The organism is Geminocystis sp. CENA526 (assembly GCF_050753365.1).
GTDB lineage: Bacteria > Cyanobacteriota > Cyanobacteriia > Cyanobacteriales > Cyanobacteriaceae > Geminocystis.
In genome coordinates, this window is the sequence record NZ_JBLZFY010000019.1 from 17,202 (window position 1) to 41,711 (window position 24,510).

Here is a 24,510-nt window from a genome sequence, read left to right on the forward strand (position 1 = left end):
TATGAAATTTAGTGATCTTATTAGTCAATTATCCCCTCAAGTTCATAGTTTTACTGCCCATCCCGATCGAAATCCTGAACTTTATGATATTATGTCGATCGATCAGGCTAGTGTAAATACATTAAGTTATATTGAGGGAGAAAAATTTGCTAAGATGGTGAGCGTTACGAACGCTTCTGCTCTTATCTTACCACTAGATTCATCTTTACAACAGTTAGCTACAGAAAGAGGTATTGCATGGTTAGCGACTCCTTACCCTCGTCTTACCTTTGCCCAAGCTATTGGTTTATTTTATCAACCCTTTTTACCATCTGCTAAAATTCACCCTTCGGCGGTGATTGCTGAGGATGTCTCTTTAGGGCAAAATGTGTCTATCGGTGCTAATGTGGTCATTGAAAAAGGATGTTCGATCGAGGATAATGTGTGTATCTTTCCTAACGTGGTGATTTATCCTCAAGTAAAAATAGGCAAATCAACGGTTATCCATGCCAACGCTACTATTGAAGAAAGAAGCCAAATAGGAGCTAATTGCGTCATCCATAGTGGTGCGGTGATAGGAGGAGAAGGCTTTGGTTTTGTGCCTATTCCCGAAGGTTGGTATAAGATGGAGCAGTCTGGTTATGTGGTGTTAGAAGACGGGGTAGAAATTGGTTGCAATAGTACAGTCGATCGTCCTGCTGTCGGTATCACTCGCATCGGTAAAAACACCAAACTCGATAATTTAGTCCACATCGGACATAATGGCGATATAGGCGAAAACTGCGCCCTTGCGGCTCAAGTGGGGTTAGCTGGAGGAGTAAAATTAGGTAATCGGGTAATTTTGGCGGGACAAGTGGGAGTAGCTAATCAAGTACAAATAGGTGATAATTCGATCGCCTCTGCCCAAACAGGCATCCATAATGACGTAAAATCAGGGGAGACAGTATCAGGTTCTCCTGCGGTGGCAAATAAACTATATTTAAAAGTATCGGCTATTTATAAGAAATTACCTGAGTTGTATAAAACAGTCAAAGATTTGCAAAAAAAACTTAACGAATAAAAAAGTATTCATTGATAAAAATTGAGTTTTTTTAGATATGCTATTTTTGGAGGTGGACTAATGACTATAACTGAATTAAGACAGAATATTTGGCAACGTTTGGAAAAAATGGAGGAGGAAAAACTAACCGCCGTCGCTGATTTTCTCGATCGTTTAGACACTTCTTCATCTTCTCAAAATCAAGAGGGAAAAATGGGTAAATCTGAAGATGAAACACGAAAGCAATTAATCAAAAGTTTAAGAGGTATGGCTAGTCATTCTTCTTTTTCTAGTGATGAGTTTAGCCGTCAAAAGCAGGAAGATATTGATTGGGAGGAGCGTAATTGGTAAAGGTTATTTTAGATGCTTGTGCCGTTATTGCTCTTGTTAAAGATGAAACGGGGGCTCAAATCGTTGAGGAATATCTCTTAAACTCTAACCATCAATGTATGATTCATAATGTCAATCTTTGCGAGGTTTATTACGGCTTTTTGCCTAGTGAGGGGGAAAGGTTTACTAAACAAATTATAAATAGACTACAGGTATCTAATATCATATTTCGGGATGATCTCACTCTGAGTTTTTGGCAACAGGTGGCAACCTACAAGGCAACAATTAAACGCATTTCTCTCGCTGACTGCTTTGCTTTAACTCTTGCTCACCAAGAAAATGGGGTATTGCTTACTTCAGACAGAAAAGAGTTTGAGCCTGTTGTGTCTCTCAATATCTGTGATATTAGGTTTATTCGATGAAGTAGTTTTCTTTTGGACGTGGACTAATGACTATAACAGAAATGATTAAATCTTTTGACCAATTATTGGTACAAGAACAGGATAATTTATTAGAAATTCTGCGTCAACGTCACTCTCAATTAAGAGAGGGAGAAAATTTAGCTAATAACAATCAATTAACCATTATATAATGTTAAATATTTTTTAAAAATGTCTGATTCTTTACACAATATCAATTCTTGGGAAAATTCTTTTAATCTGGTTAATGAAAAACTTTATAATCACCTGAAAAATGATGAATATTTAATTGTGCAATTAAAAGCAGAAAATACTCAATTTGTTCGTTTTAATCAGGCAAAAGTTAGACAAACTGGCGTGGTAATTGATGGGGAAATTTCTCTTAAATTAATCGCAAATCAAAGAGTAACTTATGCTCAATTTCCTTTAACGGGAGATGTTGATATAGATGTGCAAAATGCTCTTGATAATCTAGCCTATGCTCGATCGAACCTCGAAACTTTACCCGAAGATCGTTATATTATTATCCCTAAAAATGAGGGTTCTTCCCATGAAATTTATCAAGGAAAATTACTCCCTTATGAAGAAGCCATAGAAGAAATTTTATCCCCCGTTCAAGGCTTAGATTTTACAGGTTATTATGCTGGAGGTTCAGTTATTAGGGCAAATTATAATTCTTTAGGACAAAAACATTGGTTTAAAACCGATTCTTTTTTTGTGGACTACTCTTTAATTAACCACAATGAAAAGGCAATTAAAGGCACTTTTTCCGCTAGGGATTGGCATAAAGAAAAATATCACCATCAAATTGACTATCATAAACAGGAATTACAACAATTAAATTTGCCTATCCATGAAGTAAAAACAGGAAGTTATCGCACCTATTTTGCTCCTTCTGCTGTTGCTGATTTATTGGGGATGTTTTCATGGGGAGCTATCAGTGAAGCGTCTTTGCGACAGGGAGGAAGTGCTTTAGCAAAACTCAGGCAAGGGGAAAACCTCTCTCCCTTATTCCATCTTAAGGAGAATTTTCACAGTGGCAATGTACCCCGTTTTAATGATTTTGGGGAGATGTCGGCGGATGAAGTACCGTTAATTGTCGAGGGTAAATTAGTTAATACTTTAATTAGTAGTCGCACTGCCCTTGAATATGACTTACAACCTAATGGGGCTAGTAGTTATGAGGCATTACGATCGCCAGAAATTGCATCGGGAAACCTGTCGGAAAAGAACATATTAAAAGCCATTGATAGGGGATTATATCTGTCTAATTTACACTATCTTAACTGGAGCGATCGAACCCAAGGCAGAATTACGGGCATGACTCGTTATGGCTGTTTTTGGGTAGAAAATGGGGAAATTGTGGCAACTATTAAAGATTTACGCTTTGATGATTCTCTATACTCCTTCTTTGGTAAAAATTTACTGGCTTTGACGGATTTTCAAGAGTTTATCCCTGAAGTGAGTACCTATGAAGCTCGATCGTTGGGGGGTTCACTTGTACCCGGGGCGTTGGTGGACAATTTTATCTTTACTTTGTAAAAACTCCATTTCCGTCATTGCAATGCTGGGATTTGTTTCTGTCATTGCGAGGCACGAAGCAATCTCATTGTCTTAAAGTCATTGCGAGGTAACGAAGCAATCTTTTTGAAACTCTTAAAAAAGGGGGAAATTTTTGCTCGATCGAGATTTTCTCAGGATATAATAGGAATAAACAAGCCCAATTTTCCTCATCAAAAGAGAAATACTGCCATGAATAAAACAACTTTCATCAAATTATTACTAAACTTAAAAAAACAAAGTAATGTGGGTATTTCTTTAACAGAATTATTAGTGGCGCTAGTGATGAGTAGCATTATTTTAACGGCGGCGGCTAGTGGTTTTGTCAATTTATTAAGGGCGAATCAGGATGTGGAATCAAAAACTGTGAGAAATGCAGGTTTAGCTAGGGCTTTGGCTTTTATGCAGGAGGATGTAAAAGCAGCTAGTGCAGTTACGTTTGAAGCTCAAAGCAGTGGTGCAAATTCCAGATGTACACCACCTACTACTGCAACTAACGGTTCAGATAATTGTTTGTTATTAGAATTTCCTGCATCTTATAATACAACATTGAGTGCTTCCTGTACAAGTACAACTATTCCTCCACAAGTTTCTTATAAATTTGAAGATATTAGTTCTTTAACGGGTCAAACTTTTCTTAAACCAGCTATCTTGACAAGAAGAATTATTTGCCGTGACGCAGGAGGTACATTAGTTACATTTAATCCTGTTGAAGAAGTTATCGCTGACGGTTTAGTTGGTATAAGTACAAATAATATTCAACCAACTATCACTTGTACGAGGGCAGATGTTGGTTTAAGTGGAACAGGAACTGCTCCAACTATTTACGGTACTAATAATGCTGGTAGAGGTGGTTTTCGTTTTTGTTTGAATGACAGTAATACTTCAGCGACTCCTCCTAATCGTTTGGTAAGAATCTTTTTATCAGGATATGTGGGGCGAAATACACCTCCATTAACTGTTCAAACGGTAACTTTTGCTCGATCTCAATAAGCTAATTCTTAAGGATATAAGAGATTGATTCGTTACCTAGCAATGACAGAATTGTTAAAATGGAGGTGGAGTTCGATCGATAAGATATGAGAGATTGCTTCGTAACCTCGCAATGACAGAATTGTTAAAATGATGGTGGAGTTCGATCGATAAGATATGAGAGATTGTTTCGTATCCTCGCAATGACAAAACTGTTAAAATGATGGTGGAGTTCGATCGATAAGATATGAGAGATTGCTTCGTAACCTCGCAATGACACAGCCGTTAAAATGGTGGTGAGGTTCGATCGATAAGATATGAGAGATTGCTTCGTATCCTCGCAATGACACAGCCGTTAAAATGGTGGTGAGGTTCGATCGACATTAGTTATTAATATAGAGTTAAAACTCCTAAATTAAAATCAAGATTAAATATAGAAATCATAGAATAATTTTCTCTCAATAATGAATCAATAGTCTTTGTTGAACAATTCCCTAAACGAATCCAAATAATTTTAGGGGGAAAACCTTTGATAATAGATAATTCGTTAAAATCAGAATCTTTGGTAACAATAATATAGTCTTGATTTTTGGCAAATGTCCAAATAAATTCATCAGACTTAGTATCTAATCCTAGTAGATACAGGTGATTAGAGTTAGGGTAAATATCTTCTAAAGATTTTACTAAACGAGGAGATAAATTATGATCAAAAAGTAATTTCATTAATTAACTACAAAAGTTTGACGTTCTCGATCGGCGGCGTAACTTAAACAAGCTAAAATATCTTCTTGAGTTAAATAGGGAAAATCTTGCAAAATTTCTTCATAGCTCATGCCAGAAGCAAGATAAGATAAAACATCATAAACGGTAATTCTCATACCCCTAATACATGGTTTTCCGCTTCTTTTTCCTGATTCTATGGTAATTATATTTTTATAGGACATTGTAGTTTTACAAATATAATAACTCTTGATTATAACAAATTCGATCGAGCAGCGCCGCTTTTAGTGATCTAGTTTAGTGGTTAAAATGGTAATGGAGTTCGAGCAATAAGATATGAGAGATTGCTTCGTGTCCTCGCAATGACAGAATTGTTAAAATGGTGATAAAGTTCGATCGATAAGATATGAGAGATTGCTTCGTGTTCTCGCAATGACAGAATTGTTAAAATGGAGGTGGAGTTCGATCGATCAAAAATGATTCGGTATAAAAGAAAATATGAACAATAAAGAAGAATTATTAAAAAGAATAACTTATAACCCCTTACAATGTGGAGGAAAACCTTGTATTCGAGGTATGAGAATTAGAGTCAGTGATATTTTAGAAATGTTAGCTTTAAATGTTGATTATTCCGAGATTTTAGCAGATTTTCCTGATTTGGAGCTTCAAGACATCCAAGCCTGTTTATTATTGGCATCACAATATACGAATATACCACGGCTAATAGCATGAAATTTTGGATTGATGCACAATTACCACCACAATTAGCACAGTGGTTAACAAATACCTTTGGTGTAGAAGCATTTTCTTTACGAGATTTAGGTTTGAGAGATGCTAATGATTTAGAAATTTTTGAAAGAGCAAAAGTTGAAGGGATAGTTATTATTACTAAAGATAGCGATTTTATTCAATTAGTTAATCGTTTTAATTCTCCGCCTCAAATCTTATGGATAACTTGTGGAAATGTTACTAATCGACATTTAAAGCTATTATTTATCAATACTTTTTCTAAGGTTTTAGAACTTTTAGAAAAGGGCGAAAAAATTGTAGAACTTGGCTCGTAATTTTATCAAATTCGATCGATTTTCGTGTTAGAGTTCGATCGATAAAATATGAGAGATTGCTTCGTATCCTCGCAATGACAGAATTGTTAAAAAGATGGTGGATTTCGATCGATCATATAAAATGTATAAAATTGAATTTACTAATGCCGCCTTAAAAAGACTCCGAAGTATGCCAAATAATTTGGCTCTTTAGAAGACTTAGCAAAAAAAACTTATATTCCAATAGATTTATTGAAAAATATTGAAAAAAATACTGATTTTGCTTCTGCTGAACATTTAATTTCCATCGCCCTCACCTTAAATGTAGATATAGACTTACTTATTCAATGATCAAAAATCTAATTTATCCTAGAAATGTTCGATCGAGCAGCGCCGCTTTTAGCGATCGAGTTTGATAGTTAAAATGGTGATAGAGTTCGAGGAATAAGATATGAGAGATTGCTTCGTAACCTCGCAATGACAAAACTGTTAAAATGGTGGTGGAGTTCGATCGATATTATTAAATTATTAAAATATAATGTTATAATCGGTATTTTATAAAGTTGTCATTATGACGAAAGGAATTATTGTTAGTATCAATCAAAATAAACAATTAGAATTTCCTCCTGATATTCAGCAACAATTAAATCCGGGTGACGAATACTTAGTCCGGAAAAATGAAGATGTGATTATGTTAAAGAAAATATCTTCTACTCTTACTTTAGATAAATTACAAGAAAAAATTATTTCTTTAGGACAAGATGAAACTTGGATGTCGGAAGAAGAAGTTAATCAAGTAAAAAATGTCAAAAATAATTACCTATAGTCCAGCTTTTACCATCGTACCTACTTATGAGTGTTTTAATAATTGTACTTATTGTAATTTTAGGACTGATCCTTATATTTACCCCTGGTTAACATTAGAGGAAGCTAGAAAAATCTTAACCAATCTTATGGGAAAAAAAGTCACAGAAATTTTAATTTTAAGTGGAGAAATTCACCCTAAATCCTTTCGCAGAAAATTATGGATACAACTTCTTTATGACTTAGGAAAATTAGCTTTAGAAATGGGTTTTTATCCTCACACTAATGCGGGAGTTTTAAGTTATAATGAAATGGCTTTACTCAAAGAAGTTAATGTATCTATGGGGTTGATGTTAGAACAGTTAACCCCTAATCTGTTAAATACAGTTCATCGTCACGCACCTACAAAAATTCCCAAATTACGATTACAACAGTTGGAATGGGCAGGTAAGCTAAAAATTCCTTTTACTACTGGGCTTCTTTTAGGTATAGGTGAGACTTTAGACGATCGAATTGAAACTTTAGGCTCGATCACCACAATACAGGCAAAATGGGGACATATTCAAGAGGTTATATTACAACCCTATGTGAAAGGTTCACAAGAAAAATTTTTAGGGGAGTCTGTGTCTTTATCAGAAATATTTGAGGTGATTTCGATCGCACGGGAGATATTACCAGAAAGTGTAACGATACAAATTCCGCCTAATTTAATCAATAATGAACAAGCATTATTAAAGTGTTTAGACTTAGGAGTAAGAGATTTAGGAGGAATAGTACCCAAAGACGAAGTAAACCCCGACTATCATCATCACAGCCTTGATAAACTAACCATGATACTCTCTCAAGGTGGTTGGGAATTAAAACCCCGTTTACCAGTATATCCTCAATATTATTCTTGGGTTAATATAGATTAATAACAGATTTTTTGTTATAATGGTTATTACTCATTGCTGGAGAGGTGGCAGAGTGGTCGATCGCGCTCGACTTGAAATCGAGTGATTAGAAATAATCCGTGGGTTCAAATCCCACCCTCTCCGTTCTGTTTGGATTGTCTTATTTAGGGTTTGCTGAATAAATCAGAAAGGTTATTAAAATCAATGGTTTAGGCACACTATATTCACAAAAAAGTGTGAATTTTTGGCAATTTTTACTCAAAAACAGGGCATTTCAAATCTGATTATTCACAATACACCTGTGTATTTGTTGAAGAGATAACGCTTCAAAATCTTGGTTTTTCATTCTTTAACCTGACACCTGATACCTGATACCTACCCTCATCAAAATACTTTTTCAGCACCTCCTATTTAATGAGAATGTCGCTAAGTTGGTGACAGCTTTTCCTGATAGATTAGGAGGTTTATAGTGACTCAATTTCAATTATTTGATAATGTTAAATTAACTGAAAATATATCTTTAACAGATGGTGGCATTGCACCTCAAGAAACCATTGGAACAATTGTTGAGGTTTTTAATAATGGCGAGGCTTATTTAGTAGAATTATTTGGAAATTGGGTAAAATATGATGCTGAGGGAAATTTTATCACAGCAAATAAAGATGAAAAAGATGCTTTTATGCAAACTTTAGCAGTAGAAACTGTTTATAAACATCAAATGATTTTAACGGTTTCAGCAAGGGAAATTATGGGGGTAAAAGAACATTTAAACGCTTTGTTAGAAACTTTACCAGATAATGTAGTTTTACAAGTCAGAGATTTTGCTGAATTTTTACAACAAAAACAACAATTAACTGTTAAAAATTAAATGATTAGAAAGAATTATAATGTGCGATCACTAAAAGTGGCACTGCGTGATCGCACCCCTAAAACTCCATAAAAAGTGCGATCGCCACTAAAATATAGCTTTATCTTTATTTTCTTTAGTAATTCTAATTAAAAATCTTAAAGCCTCATTAACAGATTCAGCATCAGGAAAAACTTCAGCAACATCTGAATCTAATTTAATAATATTGTCACTAAATGTTTTACGTTTAGCTCCCATTTTTCTAACTTTTAAACTTCTCAAATTATATTCGTCTCTAAGTTTATCTTCCATTACTTTAACCCTCTCGATAAGCCATTAATTCCTGTTTAGTAACTTGTCTAGCACTAATAAGTCTAATCTTATTGCCTCTTTCAGTATAAGAAACTAACAAAACACGACTATTTGATGATTCTCCTACAATAATATAACGATCTTCATCTTCTGAGTGGTCAGGATCATAAAAATCAACATATAACGGATCATCAAAAACAGTTTGAGCTTCTTCAAATGAAATACCATGTTTTGATAAATTTAATTTAGCTTTTTGTTTATCCCATTCAAATTCCATACATAAAGGCAAATAATAATAAATTTATCATCAATGATCGAACTCTCCCCAAAAGCTCGATCGAACTTCACCGCCAAAATGTAGGTTGGGTTAAACAAAGTGCAACCCAACAAATCTTAAAAATAAAGATAAATATTTTAGATATTATTGATTAATAAATTAGCAACCGCTTTACTAATAGGAGCATCGGTTAATTTTTCTATCCACAACCATTGTCCATTAGGATTACACTCAAAAAAGATATATTCACCATTTTTATTTACCGCTAAATCAAAGCAACCAAAATTCAAATTATAAGTTTTTAAATAAGCTAATAATTTTTCGTTAATTTCTGAAGGCAAATCACAAATTTTGTGAGATAAATTACTGATATTAAAACGCATATCTTCAGAACTTAAACTTTCTTTTTGACTCTCAATGCGACAGGCAAAAATTTGTTCTCCGACTACGGTAATTCTTAGTTCATAATCTTTTTCTATATACTCCTGAAAAACTGTTGGCATATAAGCAATATTATTTTGTAAAGTTAAAAGTTCCTCTTTATTAACTCTACGGGTAAAAAGTCCATAATTTAATTCGGCGTTTTCCTCATCAGAGCTACTATTTACACATATCGCACCTAATGATTTTATAGCTAAATCCCAATTTATACTTTCAGCAAATTCTAAGGCTTTTTCAGGTTCATTTGTAATTAAAGTTTTTGGGGTAATAAAACCAAGTTCATTCGCTATTTTTAGCTGTAAAGGTTTACGATGTGCTAAACGTGAAGTCAGGGGATTATTAATCCATAATCGCTCATGAAGAAGTGCATAAATGCCATCAATTACCTGATTAAATTCCCCTTGTATGTAGTCTAAATTTGCTTGATCTAAATTAAAATGCGAAACATCAACGGGGGCTGGTTTACGATACCATACTGCTTTAATTGACTCTAAAGGAAAAACCAAATTACTATCTTTTATCTTTAGTAAACTTTTATTTTTAGTAGGTTCAATAGTAAGACTAATGTTATCACAAAAATCTTCAGTATTAATCCTAAACCAAGAAATATTTGCTTTATTAAAATATTCACCAACTTTGTTAACGTGGGTATCTTTCTTTTCTGTAAAAATTAAAATCATATTCTTTTAATTATTAAATAATCCACTAAAAAAAGATGCCATACTGATAGCAATACAGCATCTTTAGGAAAATGTCTTTATGGTTTTAAAACCAATTATTTAGTCATCCTGCTTAGTATCTCTTATGGAATCGAGTCTACCAGCACTTTCATCAAATGAAGAAGTTGACGAGCCACTACCTGCAATGGTATATTGCAACGCAGGATTGTATTCAATAAAATCACCACGCTGATCGGTATTTTCAAGCTGGATTTTGTAAGGGAAAGCTGCCATAAGAGGCACTACTCTGTTAGAGGCGTTTTTGTCGATAGTTTTAGTAACAATCATGTGAATTAATCTATTTTTGGTTACAATTACAGCTTAATCGAAAAACTTCTCTATAAATATCTTAAAAAATCTTGTTTTATCTTATCTTTTATTACAAAATGTTAATGATTTTATCCTAAAATAATACTGTTATCTTAAAATAATACTAAAAAATTGAGAGATGATTAAGCAAATAGTTATTATAGTGACGTTTTATGGATATTAAAAAAATTTTACATTTTGCAGATGACTTGGTTTTTGATCACACTGGAAAACATTTAGATAAGACTCAGCAGTTAATAATAGAAGGAGTTTGGCAAAATAATAGTTATCAAGAAATTGCTGATAAATGTTATTTAAGTGAAAGTAGAGTTAGAAATATTGGCTCACAATTATTAAAAATTTTATCCGAGTCTTTAGGAGAAGATATTAATAAAAATAATTTTTGTTGGACTCTTGAAAGAGTTGTAAATAATCATAATCATTTAGTTAGTCTTGGAAATAATAATAATATAAATTATTGTCCTAATCATAGTAAAGAATCTTCAGATAAACTAGAAGACAATATTATCAATCAATCAACTTACCACGATTTAACCTTAGCTTCTCAAATCATTAAATTTTATAACCGAGAAACTGAATTAACAACCCTTTCTAATTGGATATTTAATCAAAATATCCGTTTAATTTCAATATTAGGATTATCAGGCATTGGTAAAAGTTATTTAGTGAAAAGATTTATTGATTTAAACTTAGATCAATTTGAAGTAATTATCTGGAAAAGTTTAAAATATCCTCAGTCTTTAGACTCACTAATTAATGATTTTCTGAAACTTTGTCAACAAGAATCTAAAGAAAATATACAAGCTAAATTAAAACAATTATTCAATATATTTACTCATAAAAAATGTTTAATTATCCTTGACGATGTGCAGAATCTATTTATTCGGGGTAAATTTGCGGGGCAATATCAAAGTGAATATCAAGATTATCAAAACTTTTTTAAAATGATTACAGAAACGAACCATCAAAGCAATATCATTTTAATTAGTCAAGAAAAATGTACAGAAATGGAATGTTTAGATGAGGAATTATATTCAATTAATTGCTTAAAATTATCAGGTTTATTTGAGATAGAATTACTAAAAAATTGGGGCTTAAAAGATGAAGATAGTTGGTTAGATTTAATTAATTTATACGAGGGTAATTTATTTTATTTAAAAAGTGTTGCTTTATTAATTAATAATAACTATGATGGTGAAGTAGGGGATTTTTTAGTAGAGAATACTTTATTAATTACGAATCAAATGCAGTGTCATTTTAGAGAAATATTTAATCATTTATCACCGCCAGAACAAGAAATAGTTTTACAATTAAGCAAAGTTGAGCAACCCATTACAAGGGAAAATTTAAGACAAAGTTTAAACTTATCTTCTGTGGACTTTAATAATGGTTTACAGTCACTACAAAATAGGTATTTAATTAAAAAAATTAAGGAGGATAAAATTAGCTTTAAATTATCTCCTATTTTTCAAGAATATGTTAGAAATTTTCATACAAATAGCTGTTAAATTTCTTGCCATTCTCTAGCATCAACAAATAAAGATAAATGCTTTTTATTACTTGTCGCTACAATTACTTCATGTCCATAATTTGCTACTAAAATTGCTTGAGACGCTAAAATTACATCTCCATCTAAGGCTTTATTATCTGCCGTTGGTTTACCTTGTTTCCTTGCAGAAGCCCATAATTCTGCCGCTTTTAACATCACTTCTGTAGTAATAGGAAGATAGATAATTTCTGACTTTAATTGATCTAATTTTCTAATACCAGAAACTTTATTTGCTCTTAATAATTCCCGTCTAATTTCATAATCTATAATTTCCGGTAAAATCATTTGATAACCTTTAGTAGCACAACTTAAAAACCATTGTTGACATTGCAGGGCTAAAGGATTAGCTTTAGGATTAGTAATTAATCCCACTGGTGCAGAATCTAATAAAATAACTTTACTCATTAAATTGAAACATTCTCCAGAGATTCAATAATTTTTAAAGTTTCTTTTTGTTCATTTTCATCATCTAATTCAGCCCAAGACTCAAATAATTGTGTAATATTTTCTTGATTTTGATCAATCTTATTAATTTGATTAATAGCATTATCCCAAGTATTAATAGATGTTTGTTTTGTCAGCATACTTTGACGAAATAAACGCACAAAATTTAATAATTCTGGGATATATTCTTCAGGAGTTGCTTGAATTTCTGTTAACAAATCTAGTCTTTGTTTAGTTGCTGTCATTTGAAAGTTATTCATCATTATTTAGCTTTATTTTTCAAATTGTGGTTAAGGTGAGCATTTAGCCCACCCTACATATTATACTGGCATACCTAAAATGTCCTCGATTTTCGGCATTTGCTCAACCTCTGTGATAATATCTTTATAATCAATTCCCTCTTGAATGAGAATGTTTGTTAATCCTTCCTCAAAATTATCATCCTCTATTATTATTTTATCGTCTATTAAACGAGCATGAAATAAAATTTGATTTCGCCAAGATTCTTTTTGCCAACCTGTCATAATAATTAAAAAATGTCCCGTATCTCGATCGCACACAGAACTAATTTTTAAATTTTGTAATCGTGGTTGAATAGCCGATTGTTTTCTTAAAACTTGAGTTAAAATATCAGCATATTTTATTGATTTATCCATTGTAAAATATCCTCTTTTTGTGAATCAAAAATAATTAAATTGATTTTATTTCGTTGGATAGCTAATTGAAAAATAGGTTTTTGGAAATGTTTTAAATATAAAGATTGACTAATTGCTAAAAATAATTTTCTATCTGGTTCTTGTTCTTCTAAAGCCCATTGATAAAATTGCATTTGTCCGATAGTTTTTTCTAATTCACTAATCACTGAAGAAGAATCAAAATCTTTAACTTCAACGGCAATTTTCTGATTATTTTTTTCTGCTGTAAAGAATTTTTCAGCCCCTAAATCAGCTTTTAGTAAAGTATTTTCCAGAACTAAAATTAAAGGATCATCCGTAATCTTCCACCCATCTTTTTCTAAAGCATGACGCAAGGATAAATGTAAACTGTCTCTTTTTGACATTACCTTATTGTAAAGTATCTTTGAATTGAGTCTAGGAAAGATTCCATTATTTTAGTGACAGTTGCAATATTTTCTGATGACATATATTCAATTAAATATTGATGATGAATAAGTAACCTTTTTTCTTATTAGTAATTTTCATCATGTAATTCCTTATTTCAATAATTTCACGCAATGTCGAGAAGTTATCAATTTGTTTAATATCTAAAAAATTGTCTGATGATATATTTTGCCCTATATTTTTAATAACATCTACCAGACTTTCTTTGAAGTTATTTAAAGATTTAGAATCTTCATTTTGTAATTTTCCAACATCAGCAATATATGCTTCTCCTGATAAACTTTTAAGATATGTATATTTATTTTGTTTGAAGTCAGTATTTTTATTCATTGAGTTTTCTTCCACAATCCCTACTTTTTCAAATACTGAAGAATGTATGAAGTTTTCAATTAAATTAATAATTCTTATTGTCGTAATAGGAATGGGATTATCATCAAAACTTTTAGAGTCATAAACAATACAATTATTATCATCTTTATTTAGGGTAATTGCATAATTAAGATTATAAGTCATATTTTTTAAGGAGTAGATTCTCTAGCTACTATTGTTATACGAATAGGATATTCACTAATAGCATCATAGGCTGTTTTTGCTGCAGTACGACATCTAATGATAATTTCGGTAGCATCTGGATTAGTGCGAGTTTGAGCCCCAATAATTTGATCTAACATTGGTCTTGTTAGATGTCTATTTTTGTATTCTATTGCAATTTTACGTTTCGCCATGAGCTTAATAATCTCCTTTGACAATGATATTTCTTATCCGAGTTGCAACATTACTTGCCCCTTTCTCAGTTGGTGCAACAATATGAATAATACAATCAATGCCACCATCAGAACCAAATCTATTTTCAATAATTTCTGGCGTTAATAGAGAACCGTAGGCATCAGTAAATTCAACAGTTTCAAATCCTTTTAAGCGTTTCATTAATCGTTTTAACTCCTCATGCTCAAACTTGTAGCCCATTTTACTAGGGGTTATTTTTTCTTTTTCATGAAACTCGACAACATTTGAAGAATCATTAAAAAAATCTCTTACCCAACCGACAATCATTTGAATCATTTGTATTTACCTCAATAATTAATCTAAAATTGTAATCGACATAAATTTATTTATTTTATTGTTCAGAAATTTTATCTTGAGATATTAAGTCGATGATTTGGTTAGCCACAATGTAATTTCATCAAACGTTTCAGTAAGTCTATATTCCCCATATAACCATAAGTTAGACCAAACCTTTGACAGAATAATGCAACTACACACTATATAAATCATCATACCAATAAATACAACTATCGAACCCAATATTGGTATGATACATAAAATACTAGCTACCAGAAAAAAAACAATGGAAAAAATCGTCCAAGGGAATGCTAAAAAAGTAAACATAGTTAAGGTTACAAAGAAATTAAGTAAAAAATTCATAGCACTTTAAAATTGTATATAGCTATTGTAATTTAGAATTTAGACAACACAGTTTAGATTGTTACTTTATTATATAATCTTAGGTGAGCATTTAGCCCACCCAAAAGTTAATTATTTAGCACTGACTGGCATACCTAAAATGTCCTCGATTTTCGGCATTTGATCTAAGGGAATTACTCGCCCTTCATCTTCAAATCCGTCAATCTCATTAAAGTTTAAGTAACGGTATAATTCGCCCTTGAAAGGATCGATTTTCTCGGTAACAATGGCTAAATACTCCTCAACCGTAGGAATTTTACCCAATAAAGCACATACTGCCGCTAACTCAGCACTACCAAGATAAACCCTTGCACCTTTACCCATACGGTTGTTAAAGTTACGAGTAGAAGTCGAGAAAACTGTAGCATTATCTTCAACCCTTGCTTGATTACCCATACATAGAGAACATCCCGGCATTTCCGTTCTTGCACCTGCCGCCGCAAATACGCCGTAAACTCCTTCATTGCGCAACTGTTGCTCATCCATACGGGTAGGAGGACAAATCCATAATACAGACTTAATGCGTCCAGCACCCTCAAGGATTTTCGCCGCCGCACGGTAATGTCCAATATTTGTCATACAAGAACCGATGAACACCTCATCGATTTTATCCCCTGCACATTCGCTCATCAGTTTAACATTATCTGGATCATTAGGAGCAGCGACGATCGGCTCTTTGATTTCATTGAGGTTAACGATAATCGTATCCACATATTCAGCATTTTCATCCGCAGACATGAGAGAGGGATTCGCTAACCATTCCTCCATCTTGGCAATACGACGTAATAAAGTACGAGCATCTTGATAACCCCGTGCGATCATATTCTTCATTAAACTGACGTTTGATCGAAGGTACTCAGCAACAGTTTCCTCGCTTAGTTTAATTGTACTACCAGAACAAGAGCGTTCAGCCGTAGCGTCCGTTAACTCGAAAGCCTGTTCAACTTTCAAATCGGGTAAGCCTTCCATTTCCATGATACGCCCGTTAAAAACGTTGATTTTATCACCCTTGCCATAGGTTAACTTACCTTCCTGCATAGCCACCCAAGGAATAGCGTTAACGATGTCTCGTAAAGTCACCCCCGGTTGCAATTCACCAGTAAATTTCACTAACACCGACTCAGGCATATCTAAAGGCATTGCCCCTAAAGCCGCAGCAAATGCCACTAAACCCGAACCTGCGGGGAAAGAGATACCGAGAGGGAAACGGGTGTGAGAATCGCCTCCTGTGCCTACTGTATCGGGTAATAACATACGGTTTAACCAAGAGTGAATGATACCATCCCCTGGGCGTAAGGCAACTCCCCCTCTGGTTGAAAAGAAATCAGGTAATTCTTTATGGGTTTTGATGTCAACGGGTTTGGGATAGGCGGCGGTATGACAGAAGGTTTGTAAAGTCAAGTCAGCATTGAATCCTAAACAAGCCAATTCTTTTAACTCATCACGAGTCATAGGTCCAGTGGTATCCTGAGAACCTACAGTAGTCATCATTGGTTCGCAAGAAGTACCGGGGCGGATTCCTTCCACTCCACAGGCTTTTCCTACCATTTTTTGAGCCAAAGTAAACCCTTTACCAGTATCCGCCGGTGCGATCGGTCTTACAAATAGCTTACTAGGTTCTAATCCTAACGCTTGACGGGTTTTATCAGTTAAGGCACGTCCAATTAAGAGAGGAATGCGTCCCCCAGCTCTCACTTCGTCTAAAATGGTGTCAGGCTTGAGGGTAAAGGTGGTAATGGTGTCGCCGTTTTCGTTGGTGATTTTGCCCTCGTAGGGGTAAATAGTGATGACATCCCCAGTGTTTAAGTTGTTGACATCGCACTCGATGGGTAACGCTCCCGAATCTTCGGCAGTGTTGAAGAAGATAGGGGCAATTTTACCACCTAAGACATAGCCACCAGATTTTTTATTGGGGACAAAAGGAATTTCATTACCAATATGCCATAATACGGAGTTGATTGCAGACTTACGGGAAGAACCTGTCCCCACTACGTCACCGACATAGGCAACGGGATGTCCTTTTTCTTTTAATTTAGCAATGGTTTCTAACCCCTCTGGCATTCTTGACTCTAACATTGCCAAGGCGTGTAAAGGAATATCAGGGCGAGTGGTGGCGTGGGGTGCAGGAGATAAGTCATCGGTGTTGGTTTCTCCCTCGACTTTAAACACAGTGACAGTAATGGATTCAGGCACTTTGGGTTTACTGATAAACCATGCACCATTTGCCCATGCGTCAATGACTTGTTTAGCGTAAGGGTTAACATCAGCTAATTCTAATACCTCGTTAAAAGCATCGAATACTAAGAGGGTTTTACTGAGGGCGTTAGCGGCTTCGACGGCAACGTTACTATCTTTTGATTTTAATAAACTGATGAGGGATTGCACGTTATAACCTCCCATCATTGTACCTAATAAGCTCACTGCTCCTTGTTTGCAGATGATGGGAGAGGTTAATTCATCTTTTGCGACTGCGGTTAAAAACCCTGCTTTGACGTAGGATGCTTCATCCACTCCGGGAGGGATGCGATCGCGCAGTAACATCATTAATTCTTCTTTTAATTCCTCTGGGGGATTCTGCAACATTTCGCACAGATGGGATGTTTGTTCGGCATTAAGGGGTAAGGGGGGAATGCCCAATTTGGCTCTTTCTTGAACGTGTTGATGGTATGTTTCTAACCAAGTCATAGTATTTATGCTTATATTTTTTACAATAATTTACTATTTTAAGCATATCAAGGTCATGAACAGGGGTTTTGTATTCAATGTATCGAGTAGGTTAAGAAGCGATCTCTTGAATATAATGGAATTAATTAACATTTAATATAAGACAGACACTCAAAAATGAATCGTCAAAATTTATTAGCATCAATAGCTAATACGATCAAAGATTATCGTCAGGGAGAAATTTCGCCTATTACCCCTGATCATGTAGATAAATGGGTTTCTCAGTTTGAGAAAGAAGATCAATTAATAATTCTTTACGAAATAAATAATTTATTGTCAAAGTATTATTTTTCCAAATCAAAAACGGTATCTTTTTTGAAGGCAATATTTAAGCGTCAAGATATATTTGGAGAAAATCCCTCTTCAACAATTCCATGTACTAATTTTTTAAATATTCAAAGGAAAGGAAGTAGTCAGAAAGATTTAATTAAATTAGCCAGTAATGTTGCATATAACGAATATGGAACAATCATAAATGAGAATATTTCTTCTCCTATAGGCTTTATATATTTAGATGATTGTATTTTTTCTGGTAATACTGTAGTTCATGATTTAGAATCATTACTTTCACAAAATAAATTATCTAATTGCCAAATATATTTTGTATTTCTTGCCTGTCATTCTTCTGGGATTAAATACATGTTTAAAAGATTACAAACAGTAGCCAAAAAGAAAAATATTGATTTACCTCATTACTTTTATTCTGTTGAGTTTGAGAATAATGATCTTAATTCCGATAAATATGATTGTTTATGGTCAAAAGAAGTTACTAATGATAATTATGTTTTTAATTTTGTCAATTTAGTTTCAAATAATGCGCAACAAAAGGGATGGAATCCTAGATTATTTCGTCCTGATCATGTTCCTTCACAAGAAACACTTTTTTCTTCGCCCCAAAATAGAGATATTGTGGAAAAAGCATTTTTGAAAAAGGGGGCTTACATCTGTTCATTGCCAAAAAATAGACAAAAATCCATGCGTCCAATGGGTTATGAATATTTAGAATCTCTCGGATTTGGTTCTATCTTTATTACCTATCGTAATATAGCTAATAATTGTCCATTGGTTTTGTGGTGGGGTGATCCAAGTTATTCTTCTAGTCATCCATTTAGTCAATGGTATCCTTTATTTCCTCGAAAAGTGAATGAACAGTCTAGTATAATAATGTTTTAGTTAATTTTAGATTAATCAAATTATGCCGTCAAATTCTCAAATTAGAAAATATAAAAGAAGCGAATGTATAACTTTTCGTAAAACCAAAGAAGCATTTGGTGGATTATCTAATATGGCGGCGGGTTATCCTCTTAATGTAAATGGAATATACATAAGGACTTCAGAAGCTCTTTATCAAGCCTGTCGTTTTCCTCATTTACCAGAAGTTCAAAAATTAATTATCGCCCAAAATAGTCCGATGACGGCAAAAATGAAAAGTAAACCTTATCGTGATCAATCTCGCTCTGATTGGGATAATGTGAGAGTTAAAATTATGGATTGGTGTTTGCGTGTTAAATTGGTACAAAATTGGGATAGTTTTTCGTCTTTATTATTAGCTACTGGAGATAAACCAATTGTGGAAGATTCTCATAAAGATGACTTTTGGGGAGCATTATCTGTTGACTATGAAACTTTATCTGGTGTTAATGCACTGGGAAGATTATTGATGCAACTTAGAGAAGATATAAAATATAATCCTGAAAAATTAGAAAAAATAAATCCCTTAAATATCAAAAATTTTTATTTATGTAATCAATTAATACAAAGTATTTTTAAAGATGATCAATCTCAACGGAATAATGAATTAATTATGCCTTCAATTTTTGATTATAAATATGAGGAAATAAGAGGTAGTAATTTAAATGTAGATAAAACAATCATTGATAGAGAAACAGTATCTTTACCTTCAGAAAATAAACAAAATTTAATTAACAATATTTTTGATGATTATGTTATACCTCAGTTAAATAGTATTTTGATTAAACCGACAATTTTAAAAGATATTTTAAAGCATTTTCCTACTATAACTCAAGGGCAAATGAAAGAATGGTTAAGTCTTGCTCAAGACAAAGGATTTGTTAATGTTAATAAACAAAAAAATAAAACTTTATATGTCTTGAGATCAACAGAAAAACAAATAAATAATGAGCAATTAGAATCGGAGATTAAACAACTTTTTTTGTTAAAATAAAATTTTAGATTATAGAGTATTCTTTAAATTGTAAAATCGAGGAATAATAATTTTTAGAATCAGAAGCAGAGGAGGTAGAATAATGTCTCTTGATATTACTTTTTATGGCAAAAATGGGGAAGTTGAACCTTCAACGATCGAACTTAGTCAAGACTTTTATGAAAAATTAATTGAATCAGGATTTGGTGAAATAGGAACTTCCCATAAAAACAAGATTAGCATTGATGGAGAAGAAGCTGAAATTGATCTTGTTGATTTAGAAAAGGGCAAGATTACGAATAGAGACAGATTTATTGATTTTTTCAAAGAGGAAATTATTGAGGAAAGTAAAAATATGTTGCAATCATTAGGAGACTCTCCTTCAAAAGAAGAATATCAAACTTATTATTATCCTTTAAAAAAATTTCAAGAAATACTCTCATATTTAGAGAATAATAAATATCAGTATTTACAAAGAGTTTAACAGTAAAAATTAAGAGTTTCGATCGCATCTTTTTGGTTTAGGAGGTGCGATCGGTTTTTGCTTATAGTAGGGCAAGAAATTGATCAACATTTAATCGAGCTTGTTTAATAATGCGTGATAAAGTTGAACGTTTAACGGGAATGTTAGCTGGTACAGTTATTCTCAACACTTCATCATCAAAAGTTTTTTCTCAACGAATATGACTACCTTTTTGACGAATTACAATCCAACCATCTCTTTTCAAAGCCTTAATAACTTTGGAATAGGGAAGACTAGGAACTTTACTCATATCACTAATTCTCTGACAACTAAACCATCTTCATGGGGAATTGGATCACATTCAAGATAAAGTTCGATCGCTTCTTGAATATTTGTTAAAGCATCTTCTATATCATCCCCCTCACTAATACAGCCGGGTAGAGACGGAACATAAACAGTGTAACCACCTTCATCGCTAGGTTCTAAAATCACATTAAGTCTCATATTGATTTCTCATATTTTATTGAGTTAAAAGGGTTACTTTTTATCATACTAAATTTTAAGTAGAATCAAAAATGTGGTCTTTTTTTTATCTTGGTTAAAGTGCGATCGCATTTTTTTGGTTTAGGAGGTGCGATCGAACCTAATTTATTATACTAATATAATATAGAAATCAAAAAATATTTTGAAGAATGGGGAAAAAAGAAAAACTACTTGATAAACTTAAAAATAGCCTCAACAACATAACTTTTAACGATATTAGTAAACTGTTAGAGTTAGAGGGATTTATTCTCGATCGAATTACAGGAAGTCATCATATTTTTGAGAAAGGTGATATTGTTTTTGTGATCCCTGTTCATCGTAACCGAGTAAAATCAGTATATGTTAAAAGAGTAATAGAATTAATTGAAGGACAGTCAAAATGAATTATCCAATGGTTATTTATCCTTGTGAAGAAGGCGGATTTGTGGCAGAAATACCTTGTTTAAAAGGATGTCTTGCCCAAGGAGAAACATTACAAGAAACATTAGAAGAATTGATAATTGTTAGAGATTTCTGGTTAGAAACTGCACGGAAAAAAGGCAATAAATTACCCGATGAAAAATTAGCAATTTCTCAAGTTAAAACATTAAGTTTATAACTTTAACATCGAGCCTATAATAACATATCAAGAAAAAGTAATCATGGTAAATATTACGATAGTTCATAAAAATCAAAATAATAAAAAAACTTATTCCATTAAAGAATTAGTAAAACTTTCTATTGAAGAAAGAGCTAAGATTTTAAGCCCTATAATTAATCAAATTGCCGAAGATGTAAATAATGATCCTGAATTTAATCTTTTCTCTCATTTAGACGGAGTTAGATTCACTTATGATTAGTGTTGATTATTTCTAAATTGACAACGATTCGATCGCGCAGCGCCACTTCGTGATCGCATCTTTTTGGTTTATGAGGTTCGATCGATTTTATGTTATTGACTCTTAGGAAGAACTTTTAATTTTTTCTGAATTGCACTTTCTATCTTAGTATCAAAATCGGTATCCCCAACCGTAGCAATTATCTTTCTGGGTTGACTATTTTTTCTTTCTAAATAGGCTTGTAAGGCTAATTGATTATCCCGATTTGCTAAAAAATATTCTCTTAATTCTTGATCTGACATAGTAGAATAATTGATGTTATCCATTAAATCACTTCTCCTATTGGTGTAATTTCAATTTCAATATTTTCTTCATCCCCTGCCAAAATAAACAAATTTTTTGTTCTTTCATCAATGCAAATAAGATGAATTGGTTGAAAAGCTCGATAAGTTAAATAGTAACATATTCGATAAAGACCTTCTAATTGATTATTGTTAAAGATTTATGGTTAGAAACTGCACGGAAAAAAGGGAATAAATTACCCGATGAAAAATTGGCAATTTCTAAATTTAAAAGATTATATCGAATTTTTGGAGTTTGGGAGGTTCGAGCGAGTCGTGCCTCTTTGTGAGCGAACTTTAATAGTTTATAATTTTAAAAGAATCTTCATTCTTAATTTTCCTTCATCTGTTTTTTAGCGTTTTCAAAAGCATTTTTCATCACTTCTTTTATCTTGTCAGGATTGGGTTTTTTACCGCCGATAATATCCCCAAAATAGGCACAAGCGCCCTCCCCTAATGCCCATGTATAAGCACCAGCCCAACTCGCCGCTACCACTGCACCAAACCCCGGTACAAATTTAATTAACTCCCTCCCTATGGCTTGGGCTAAAAAACCCCCTGCGATGGCACTGATAATCCCTCCTGCTTGAGATGGGGTAATAGTTTGCCCATAAAGTTGCCCTAACATCCCTACCATTGTAACTTCTAAGGCAGTTAAAACGGGCATGGTGGCAAAAGGCAATGGCACTGCGGCAAGGGTAGCCGCCATGATACTGAAGGCTAAAATATAGCGTCTAGCTACGTCTCTGTATAAATTTCCTAACTCAGAATTGACGGTTTCATCTAATAGTTGATGAATGGTTTTTGCTTCAGCAGAAGGCAATAATTCCGCTAAAGAATCTCTCAAATTTTCTAATCCATAAAATACGGGATTAAATCCATCTTCTTCTAAGGTAAAATCAATGAGTAAAGCTCGATCGAACAATCCTTGAAAGGTGTTTTTTATTTCCGTAAATGCCCTTTCTATATCGGGAAAATTAGGAGGGTATTCGGGATGTTGTGTGAGGGTTAAATCGGGATAAAGTTCATGGAGAGATGTGACTACTAATAAACATGGTATTTGCGGATATTTTTTTCTTAAATTTTCGGCAATAATTTTTAAAGTATCTGTAGCAAAATCATTAATTTTGATTGTTAAAATCAAGATTCTTGCTCTTTTTGTTTCGATGTCTAATTCAGTAGTCAATTCTTGAATTATTTGCTCTGTATTTTTATTAACATCTCCTAATCCTACCGTATCGGTAAAAATCAGTAATGGTAATTCTTCGGAGGGATAGGCATAACGTTTAGTAAACTCGGTATGGGGGCGAAAACCTTGCCCCACAATATCAGCTCCAACTCCCGTTAATCCTCGCACGATCGAGCTTTTTCCAGCTTGGGGTTTGCCTATTAATAAGGCTTCAGTGGTGGGTAAATTCGATCGAACGGATTCTAATAATTCAGCGATTTGGGCTTCATCAACCTTAAACAAATCAAGGGTTTTTTTAGCTGTATTTTTAATAGATGATAAGTTCATAATTTTAACACCCTAGCTATACTGCTAATAACTCATCCCAATTTTTAGTCTCAGCATTTTCTTGAGCAACTATTTCTAAAATACGCTTATTGGTAGAAGGATAAAATATTGATTCTACACAAACCTCTGCTACTTTAATACGAGGAATTGAGCCTTCAAATAAGGTATCTTCACCACTAACTATTAGCGGGTATTGATTATCCTCATTTTTTAATCCAGCAGGACGTACGATCGTATAATTTAAACCACTATTGATTAAATAATTTTCCGCTTGTTTTTTCCAGAATAAAACTAAGCCAAATAAGTTGAGAGGATGAAAAAATCTTGACACACACAAAGAAGTCACAAAGATAAATTTATCGATATTATGTTTCTTCGCTAAATTGATGAGATTTTTACTACCTTCATAATCTACCCTATAAAAAGCCGTTGGGTCTAAACTAGGAGTCGCACCAGTGGCACAAATTACGATATTACAGTCAGCTATAGCAGAAGAAAAGGAATCAGGATTAAGCACATCACCCACAATTAACTCCACTTGATTCGGTAAAATCTCTTTAGCCTTATTTTCATCCCTCACTAAAGCGCAAACAGAGATGTCTCGTTTCACCAACTCAGATACTATTCTTCTGCCAGTTTGCCCTGTTGCTCCTGCTACAAATACTTTCATTTTGCAAT

General features: G+C 33.3%; 39 protein-coding genes and 1 tRNA gene. 20 read left to right on the top strand and 20 right to left on the bottom strand.

The genetic code is table 11. From position 1 onward, the window contains the following. Position 1: 1 nt before the first annotated feature. The 6 genes from lpxD (at position 2) to ACN4EE_RS07725 (ending at position 4,320) form a co-directional block, all read left to right on the top strand. Positions 2 to 1,039, top strand: a complete 1,038-nt coding sequence (lpxD, locus tag ACN4EE_RS07700; protein WP_431705833.1) for a UDP-3-O-(3-hydroxymyristoyl)glucosamine N-acyltransferase — start codon at positions 2 to 4, stop codon at positions 1,037 to 1,039. A gap of 60 nt (positions 1,040 to 1,099) precedes the next feature. Further along, complete coding sequence (locus ACN4EE_RS07705) at positions 1,100 to 1,369, top strand: hypothetical protein (RefSeq protein ID WP_431705834.1); 270 nt, start codon at positions 1,100 to 1,102, stop codon at positions 1,367 to 1,369. Beyond that, positions 1,363 to 1,770 carry a PIN domain-containing protein gene (locus ACN4EE_RS07710; RefSeq protein ID WP_431705835.1) on the top strand — a complete coding sequence of 136 codons (408 nt, stop codon included), beginning with the start codon at positions 1,363 to 1,365 and terminating at the stop codon, positions 1,768 to 1,770. Before ACN4EE_RS07705 ends, ACN4EE_RS07710 begins: the two co-directional genes overlap by 7 nt. Before the next feature lie 26 nt (positions 1,771 to 1,796). Further along, a complete protein-coding gene (locus tag ACN4EE_RS07715) occupies positions 1,797 to 1,940 on the top strand; it encodes a hypothetical protein (RefSeq protein WP_431705836.1) in 144 nt (47 codons plus the stop codon). A gap of 19 nt (positions 1,941 to 1,959) precedes the next feature. Next, positions 1,960 to 3,309 carry a TldD/PmbA family protein gene (locus ACN4EE_RS07720; protein ID WP_431705837.1) on the top strand — a complete coding sequence of 450 codons (1,350 nt, stop codon included), beginning with the start codon at positions 1,960 to 1,962 and terminating at the stop codon, positions 3,307 to 3,309. A 105-nt stretch (positions 3,310 to 3,414) separates the two neighbouring features. Further along, positions 3,415 to 4,320, top strand: a complete 906-nt coding sequence (locus ACN4EE_RS07725) for a PulJ/GspJ family protein (protein WP_431705838.1) — start codon at positions 3,415 to 3,417, stop codon at positions 4,318 to 4,320. 369 nt (positions 4,321 to 4,689) lie between these two features. On the opposite strand, the gene ACN4EE_RS07730 is transcribed toward ACN4EE_RS07725, so the two are convergent. Continuing rightward, complete coding sequence (locus tag ACN4EE_RS07730; protein ID WP_431705839.1) at positions 4,690 to 5,022, bottom strand: DUF5615 family PIN-like protein; 333 nt, start codon at positions 5,020 to 5,022, stop codon at positions 4,690 to 4,692. Beyond that, positions 5,022 to 5,243: a DUF433 domain-containing protein gene (locus tag ACN4EE_RS07735; RefSeq protein WP_431705840.1), complete on the bottom strand. Its 222-nt coding sequence runs from the start codon at positions 5,241 to 5,243 to the stop codon at positions 5,022 to 5,024. The genes ACN4EE_RS07730 and ACN4EE_RS07735 overlap by 1 nt, the downstream gene beginning before the upstream one ends. 274 nt (positions 5,244 to 5,517) lie before the next feature. On the opposite strand from ACN4EE_RS07735, the gene ACN4EE_RS07740 reads away from it, so the two are divergent. The 6 genes from ACN4EE_RS07740 (at position 5,518) to ACN4EE_RS07765 (ending at position 8,627) form a co-directional block, all read left to right on the top strand. Continuing rightward, positions 5,518 to 5,751, top strand: a complete 234-nt coding sequence (locus ACN4EE_RS07740; RefSeq protein WP_431705841.1) for a DUF433 domain-containing protein — start codon at positions 5,518 to 5,520, stop codon at positions 5,749 to 5,751. Beyond that, positions 5,748 to 6,083, top strand: a complete 336-nt coding sequence (locus ACN4EE_RS07745; RefSeq protein ID WP_431705842.1) for a DUF5615 family PIN-like protein — start codon at positions 5,748 to 5,750, stop codon at positions 6,081 to 6,083. The genes ACN4EE_RS07740 and ACN4EE_RS07745 overlap by 4 nt, the downstream gene beginning before the upstream one ends. Before the next feature lie 550 nt (positions 6,084 to 6,633). Beyond that, positions 6,634 to 6,888: a hypothetical protein gene (locus tag ACN4EE_RS07750; RefSeq protein WP_431705843.1), complete on the top strand. Its 255-nt coding sequence runs from the start codon at positions 6,634 to 6,636 to the stop codon at positions 6,886 to 6,888. Then, positions 6,866 to 7,780: a 7,8-didemethyl-8-hydroxy-5-deazariboflavin synthase subunit CofG gene (gene cofG / locus ACN4EE_RS07755; RefSeq protein ID WP_431705844.1), complete on the top strand. Its 915-nt coding sequence runs from the start codon at positions 6,866 to 6,868 to the stop codon at positions 7,778 to 7,780. The genes ACN4EE_RS07750 and cofG overlap by 23 nt, the downstream gene beginning before the upstream one ends. Before the next feature lie 38 nt (positions 7,781 to 7,818). Then, a tRNA-Ser gene (locus tag ACN4EE_RS07760) sits at positions 7,819 to 7,903 on the top strand. A 325-nt stretch (positions 7,904 to 8,228) separates the two neighbouring features. Next, positions 8,229 to 8,627, top strand: a complete 399-nt coding sequence (locus tag ACN4EE_RS07765; RefSeq protein ID WP_431705845.1) for a hypothetical protein — start codon at positions 8,229 to 8,231, stop codon at positions 8,625 to 8,627. An 87-nt stretch (positions 8,628 to 8,714) separates the two neighbouring features. Here the strand turns inward: ACN4EE_RS07765 and ACN4EE_RS07770 are convergent, their stop codons facing one another. The 4 genes from ACN4EE_RS07770 to ACN4EE_RS07785 all read right to left on the bottom strand — a co-directional run bounded on the left by ACN4EE_RS07770 (position 8,715) and on the right by ACN4EE_RS07785 (position 10,643). Continuing rightward, entirely contained in the window at positions 8,715 to 8,918 is a 204-nt protein-coding gene (locus tag ACN4EE_RS07770; protein WP_431705846.1) for a hypothetical protein, read from the bottom strand. A 4-nt stretch (positions 8,919 to 8,922) separates the two neighbouring features. After that, positions 8,923 to 9,195: a BrnT family toxin gene (locus ACN4EE_RS07775; protein WP_431705847.1), complete on the bottom strand. Its 273-nt coding sequence runs from the start codon at positions 9,193 to 9,195 to the stop codon at positions 8,923 to 8,925. Between the two features lie 137 nt (positions 9,196 to 9,332). After that, positions 9,333 to 10,316, bottom strand: a complete 984-nt coding sequence (locus tag ACN4EE_RS07780) for an MvdC/MvdD family ATP grasp protein (protein ID WP_431705848.1) — start codon at positions 10,314 to 10,316, stop codon at positions 9,333 to 9,335. A gap of 99 nt (positions 10,317 to 10,415) precedes the next feature. Further along, positions 10,416 to 10,643, bottom strand: a complete 228-nt coding sequence (locus tag ACN4EE_RS07785; protein WP_431705849.1) for a hypothetical protein — start codon at positions 10,641 to 10,643, stop codon at positions 10,416 to 10,418. 194 nt (positions 10,644 to 10,837) lie between these two features. Between ACN4EE_RS07785 and ACN4EE_RS07790 the strand changes: the two genes are divergently transcribed. Beyond that, positions 10,838 to 12,193 carry an NB-ARC domain-containing protein gene (locus ACN4EE_RS07790; protein WP_431705850.1) on the top strand — a complete coding sequence of 452 codons (1,356 nt, stop codon included), beginning with the start codon at positions 10,838 to 10,840 and terminating at the stop codon, positions 12,191 to 12,193. Here the strand turns inward: ACN4EE_RS07790 and ACN4EE_RS07795 are convergent. From ACN4EE_RS07795 to acnB, 8 genes are all read right to left on the bottom strand, one after another. Further along, positions 12,190 to 12,639 (bottom strand): type II toxin-antitoxin system VapC family toxin, encoded by a 450-nt coding sequence (locus tag ACN4EE_RS07795; protein WP_431705851.1) that lies wholly within the window; start codon positions 12,637 to 12,639, stop codon positions 12,190 to 12,192. The two genes, ACN4EE_RS07790 and ACN4EE_RS07795, sit on opposite strands and share 4 nt — an antisense overlap. After that, a complete protein-coding gene (locus tag ACN4EE_RS07800; protein WP_431705852.1) occupies positions 12,639 to 12,923 on the bottom strand; it encodes a hypothetical protein in 285 nt (94 codons plus the stop codon). The genes ACN4EE_RS07795 and ACN4EE_RS07800 overlap by 1 nt, the downstream gene beginning before the upstream one ends. A 75-nt stretch (positions 12,924 to 12,998) precedes the next feature. Next, positions 12,999 to 13,334: an element excision factor XisI family protein gene (locus tag ACN4EE_RS07805; RefSeq protein ID WP_431705853.1), complete on the bottom strand. Its 336-nt coding sequence runs from the start codon at positions 13,332 to 13,334 to the stop codon at positions 12,999 to 13,001. Next, positions 13,319 to 13,738 (bottom strand): XisH family protein, encoded by a 420-nt coding sequence (locus tag ACN4EE_RS07810; RefSeq protein WP_431705854.1) that lies wholly within the window; start codon positions 13,736 to 13,738, stop codon positions 13,319 to 13,321. The genes ACN4EE_RS07805 and ACN4EE_RS07810 overlap by 16 nt, the downstream gene beginning before the upstream one ends. Positions 13,739 to 13,829: 91 nt before the next feature. Next, a complete protein-coding gene (locus ACN4EE_RS07815) occupies positions 13,830 to 14,312 on the bottom strand; it encodes a hypothetical protein (protein ID WP_431705855.1) in 483 nt (160 codons plus the stop codon). A gap of 5 nt (positions 14,313 to 14,317) precedes the next feature. Continuing rightward, the gene (locus ACN4EE_RS07820) at positions 14,318 to 14,470 is read right to left on the bottom strand and encodes a hypothetical protein (protein WP_431705856.1); all 153 of its coding nucleotides are present in this window, start codon (positions 14,468 to 14,470) and stop codon (positions 14,318 to 14,320) included. Between the two features lie 58 nt (positions 14,471 to 14,528). Beyond that, positions 14,529 to 14,861 (bottom strand): hypothetical protein, encoded by a 333-nt coding sequence (locus ACN4EE_RS07825; RefSeq protein ID WP_431705857.1) that lies wholly within the window; start codon positions 14,859 to 14,861, stop codon positions 14,529 to 14,531. Positions 14,862 to 15,335: 474 nt separating this feature from the next. After that, entirely contained in the window at positions 15,336 to 17,948 is a 2,613-nt protein-coding gene (acnB, locus tag ACN4EE_RS07830; protein WP_431705858.1) for a bifunctional aconitate hydratase 2/2-methylisocitrate dehydratase, read from the bottom strand. A gap of 156 nt (positions 17,949 to 18,104) precedes the next feature. Here acnB and ACN4EE_RS07835 point away from each other — a divergent pair, with 156 nt between their 5' ends. The 3 genes from ACN4EE_RS07835 to ACN4EE_RS07845 all read left to right on the top strand — a co-directional run bounded on the left by ACN4EE_RS07835 (position 18,105) and on the right by ACN4EE_RS07845 (position 20,635). Further along, complete coding sequence (locus ACN4EE_RS07835; protein ID WP_431705859.1) at positions 18,105 to 19,160, top strand: phosphoribosyltransferase-like protein; 1,056 nt, start codon at positions 18,105 to 18,107, stop codon at positions 19,158 to 19,160. A gap of 22 nt (positions 19,161 to 19,182) precedes the next feature. After that, a complete protein-coding gene (locus ACN4EE_RS07840; RefSeq protein ID WP_431705860.1) occupies positions 19,183 to 20,172 on the top strand; it encodes an NADAR family protein in 990 nt (329 codons plus the stop codon). Between the two features lie 82 nt (positions 20,173 to 20,254). Continuing rightward, positions 20,255 to 20,635, top strand: a complete 381-nt coding sequence (locus ACN4EE_RS07845; RefSeq protein ID WP_431705861.1) for a hypothetical protein — start codon at positions 20,255 to 20,257, stop codon at positions 20,633 to 20,635. 190 nt (positions 20,636 to 20,825) lie between these two features. Here ACN4EE_RS07845 and ACN4EE_RS07850 read toward each other — a convergent pair whose 3' ends face one another. Both ACN4EE_RS07850 and ACN4EE_RS07855 read right to left on the bottom strand, forming a co-directional pair. Beyond that, positions 20,826 to 20,924: a type II toxin-antitoxin system HicA family toxin gene (locus ACN4EE_RS07850; RefSeq protein WP_431705862.1), complete on the bottom strand. Its 99-nt coding sequence runs from the start codon at positions 20,922 to 20,924 to the stop codon at positions 20,826 to 20,828. Then, positions 20,921 to 21,118, bottom strand: coding sequence for a type II toxin-antitoxin system HicB family antitoxin (locus ACN4EE_RS07855; RefSeq protein WP_431705863.1), 198 nt, complete (start codon positions 21,116 to 21,118; stop codon positions 20,921 to 20,923). Before ACN4EE_RS07855 ends, ACN4EE_RS07850 begins: the two co-directional genes overlap by 4 nt. A gap of 188 nt (positions 21,119 to 21,306) precedes the next feature. Between ACN4EE_RS07855 and ACN4EE_RS07860 the strand changes: the two genes are divergently transcribed. The 3 genes from ACN4EE_RS07860 to ACN4EE_RS07870 are packed head-to-tail and all read left to right on the top strand — an operon-like array spanning position 21,307 to position 21,996. Next, the gene (locus ACN4EE_RS07860; protein WP_431705864.1) at positions 21,307 to 21,540 is read left to right on the top strand and encodes a type II toxin-antitoxin system HicA family toxin; all 234 of its coding nucleotides are present in this window, start codon (positions 21,307 to 21,309) and stop codon (positions 21,538 to 21,540) included. After that, entirely contained in the window at positions 21,537 to 21,755 is a 219-nt protein-coding gene (locus ACN4EE_RS07865) for a type II toxin-antitoxin system HicB family antitoxin (RefSeq protein WP_431705865.1), read from the top strand. The genes ACN4EE_RS07860 and ACN4EE_RS07865 overlap by 4 nt, the downstream gene beginning before the upstream one ends. A gap of 43 nt (positions 21,756 to 21,798) precedes the next feature. Beyond that, positions 21,799 to 21,996 (top strand): hypothetical protein, encoded by a 198-nt coding sequence (locus ACN4EE_RS07870; protein ID WP_431705866.1) that lies wholly within the window; start codon positions 21,799 to 21,801, stop codon positions 21,994 to 21,996. 92 nt (positions 21,997 to 22,088) lie between these two features. On the opposite strand, the gene ACN4EE_RS07875 is transcribed toward ACN4EE_RS07870, so the two are convergent. Together ACN4EE_RS07875 and ACN4EE_RS07880 are read right to left on the bottom strand one after the other, a co-directional pair. Next, a complete protein-coding gene (locus ACN4EE_RS07875) occupies positions 22,089 to 22,301 on the bottom strand; it encodes a DUF6887 family protein (protein ID WP_431705867.1) in 213 nt (70 codons plus the stop codon). Beyond that, complete coding sequence (locus ACN4EE_RS07880; RefSeq protein ID WP_431705887.1) at positions 22,301 to 22,477, bottom strand: DUF6888 family protein; 177 nt, start codon at positions 22,475 to 22,477, stop codon at positions 22,301 to 22,303. The genes ACN4EE_RS07875 and ACN4EE_RS07880 overlap by 1 nt, the downstream gene beginning before the upstream one ends. Between ACN4EE_RS07880 and ACN4EE_RS07885 the strand changes: the two genes are divergently transcribed. After that, a complete protein-coding gene (locus ACN4EE_RS07885) occupies positions 22,460 to 22,606 on the top strand; it encodes a hypothetical protein (RefSeq protein WP_431705868.1) in 147 nt (48 codons plus the stop codon). The two genes, ACN4EE_RS07880 and ACN4EE_RS07885, sit on opposite strands and share 18 nt — an antisense overlap. 41 nt (positions 22,607 to 22,647) lie before the next feature. On the opposite strand, the gene ACN4EE_RS07890 is transcribed toward ACN4EE_RS07885, so the two are convergent. Together ACN4EE_RS07890 and ACN4EE_RS07895 are read right to left on the bottom strand one after the other, a co-directional pair. After that, the gene (locus ACN4EE_RS07890; protein ID WP_431705869.1) at positions 22,648 to 23,832 is read right to left on the bottom strand and encodes a YcjF family protein; all 1,185 of its coding nucleotides are present in this window, start codon (positions 23,830 to 23,832) and stop codon (positions 22,648 to 22,650) included. Between the two features lie 16 nt (positions 23,833 to 23,848). Then, positions 23,849 to 24,502: an SDR family oxidoreductase gene (locus ACN4EE_RS07895; protein ID WP_431705870.1), complete on the bottom strand. Its 654-nt coding sequence runs from the start codon at positions 24,500 to 24,502 to the stop codon at positions 23,849 to 23,851. Positions 24,503 to 24,510 lie beyond the last annotated feature (8 nt).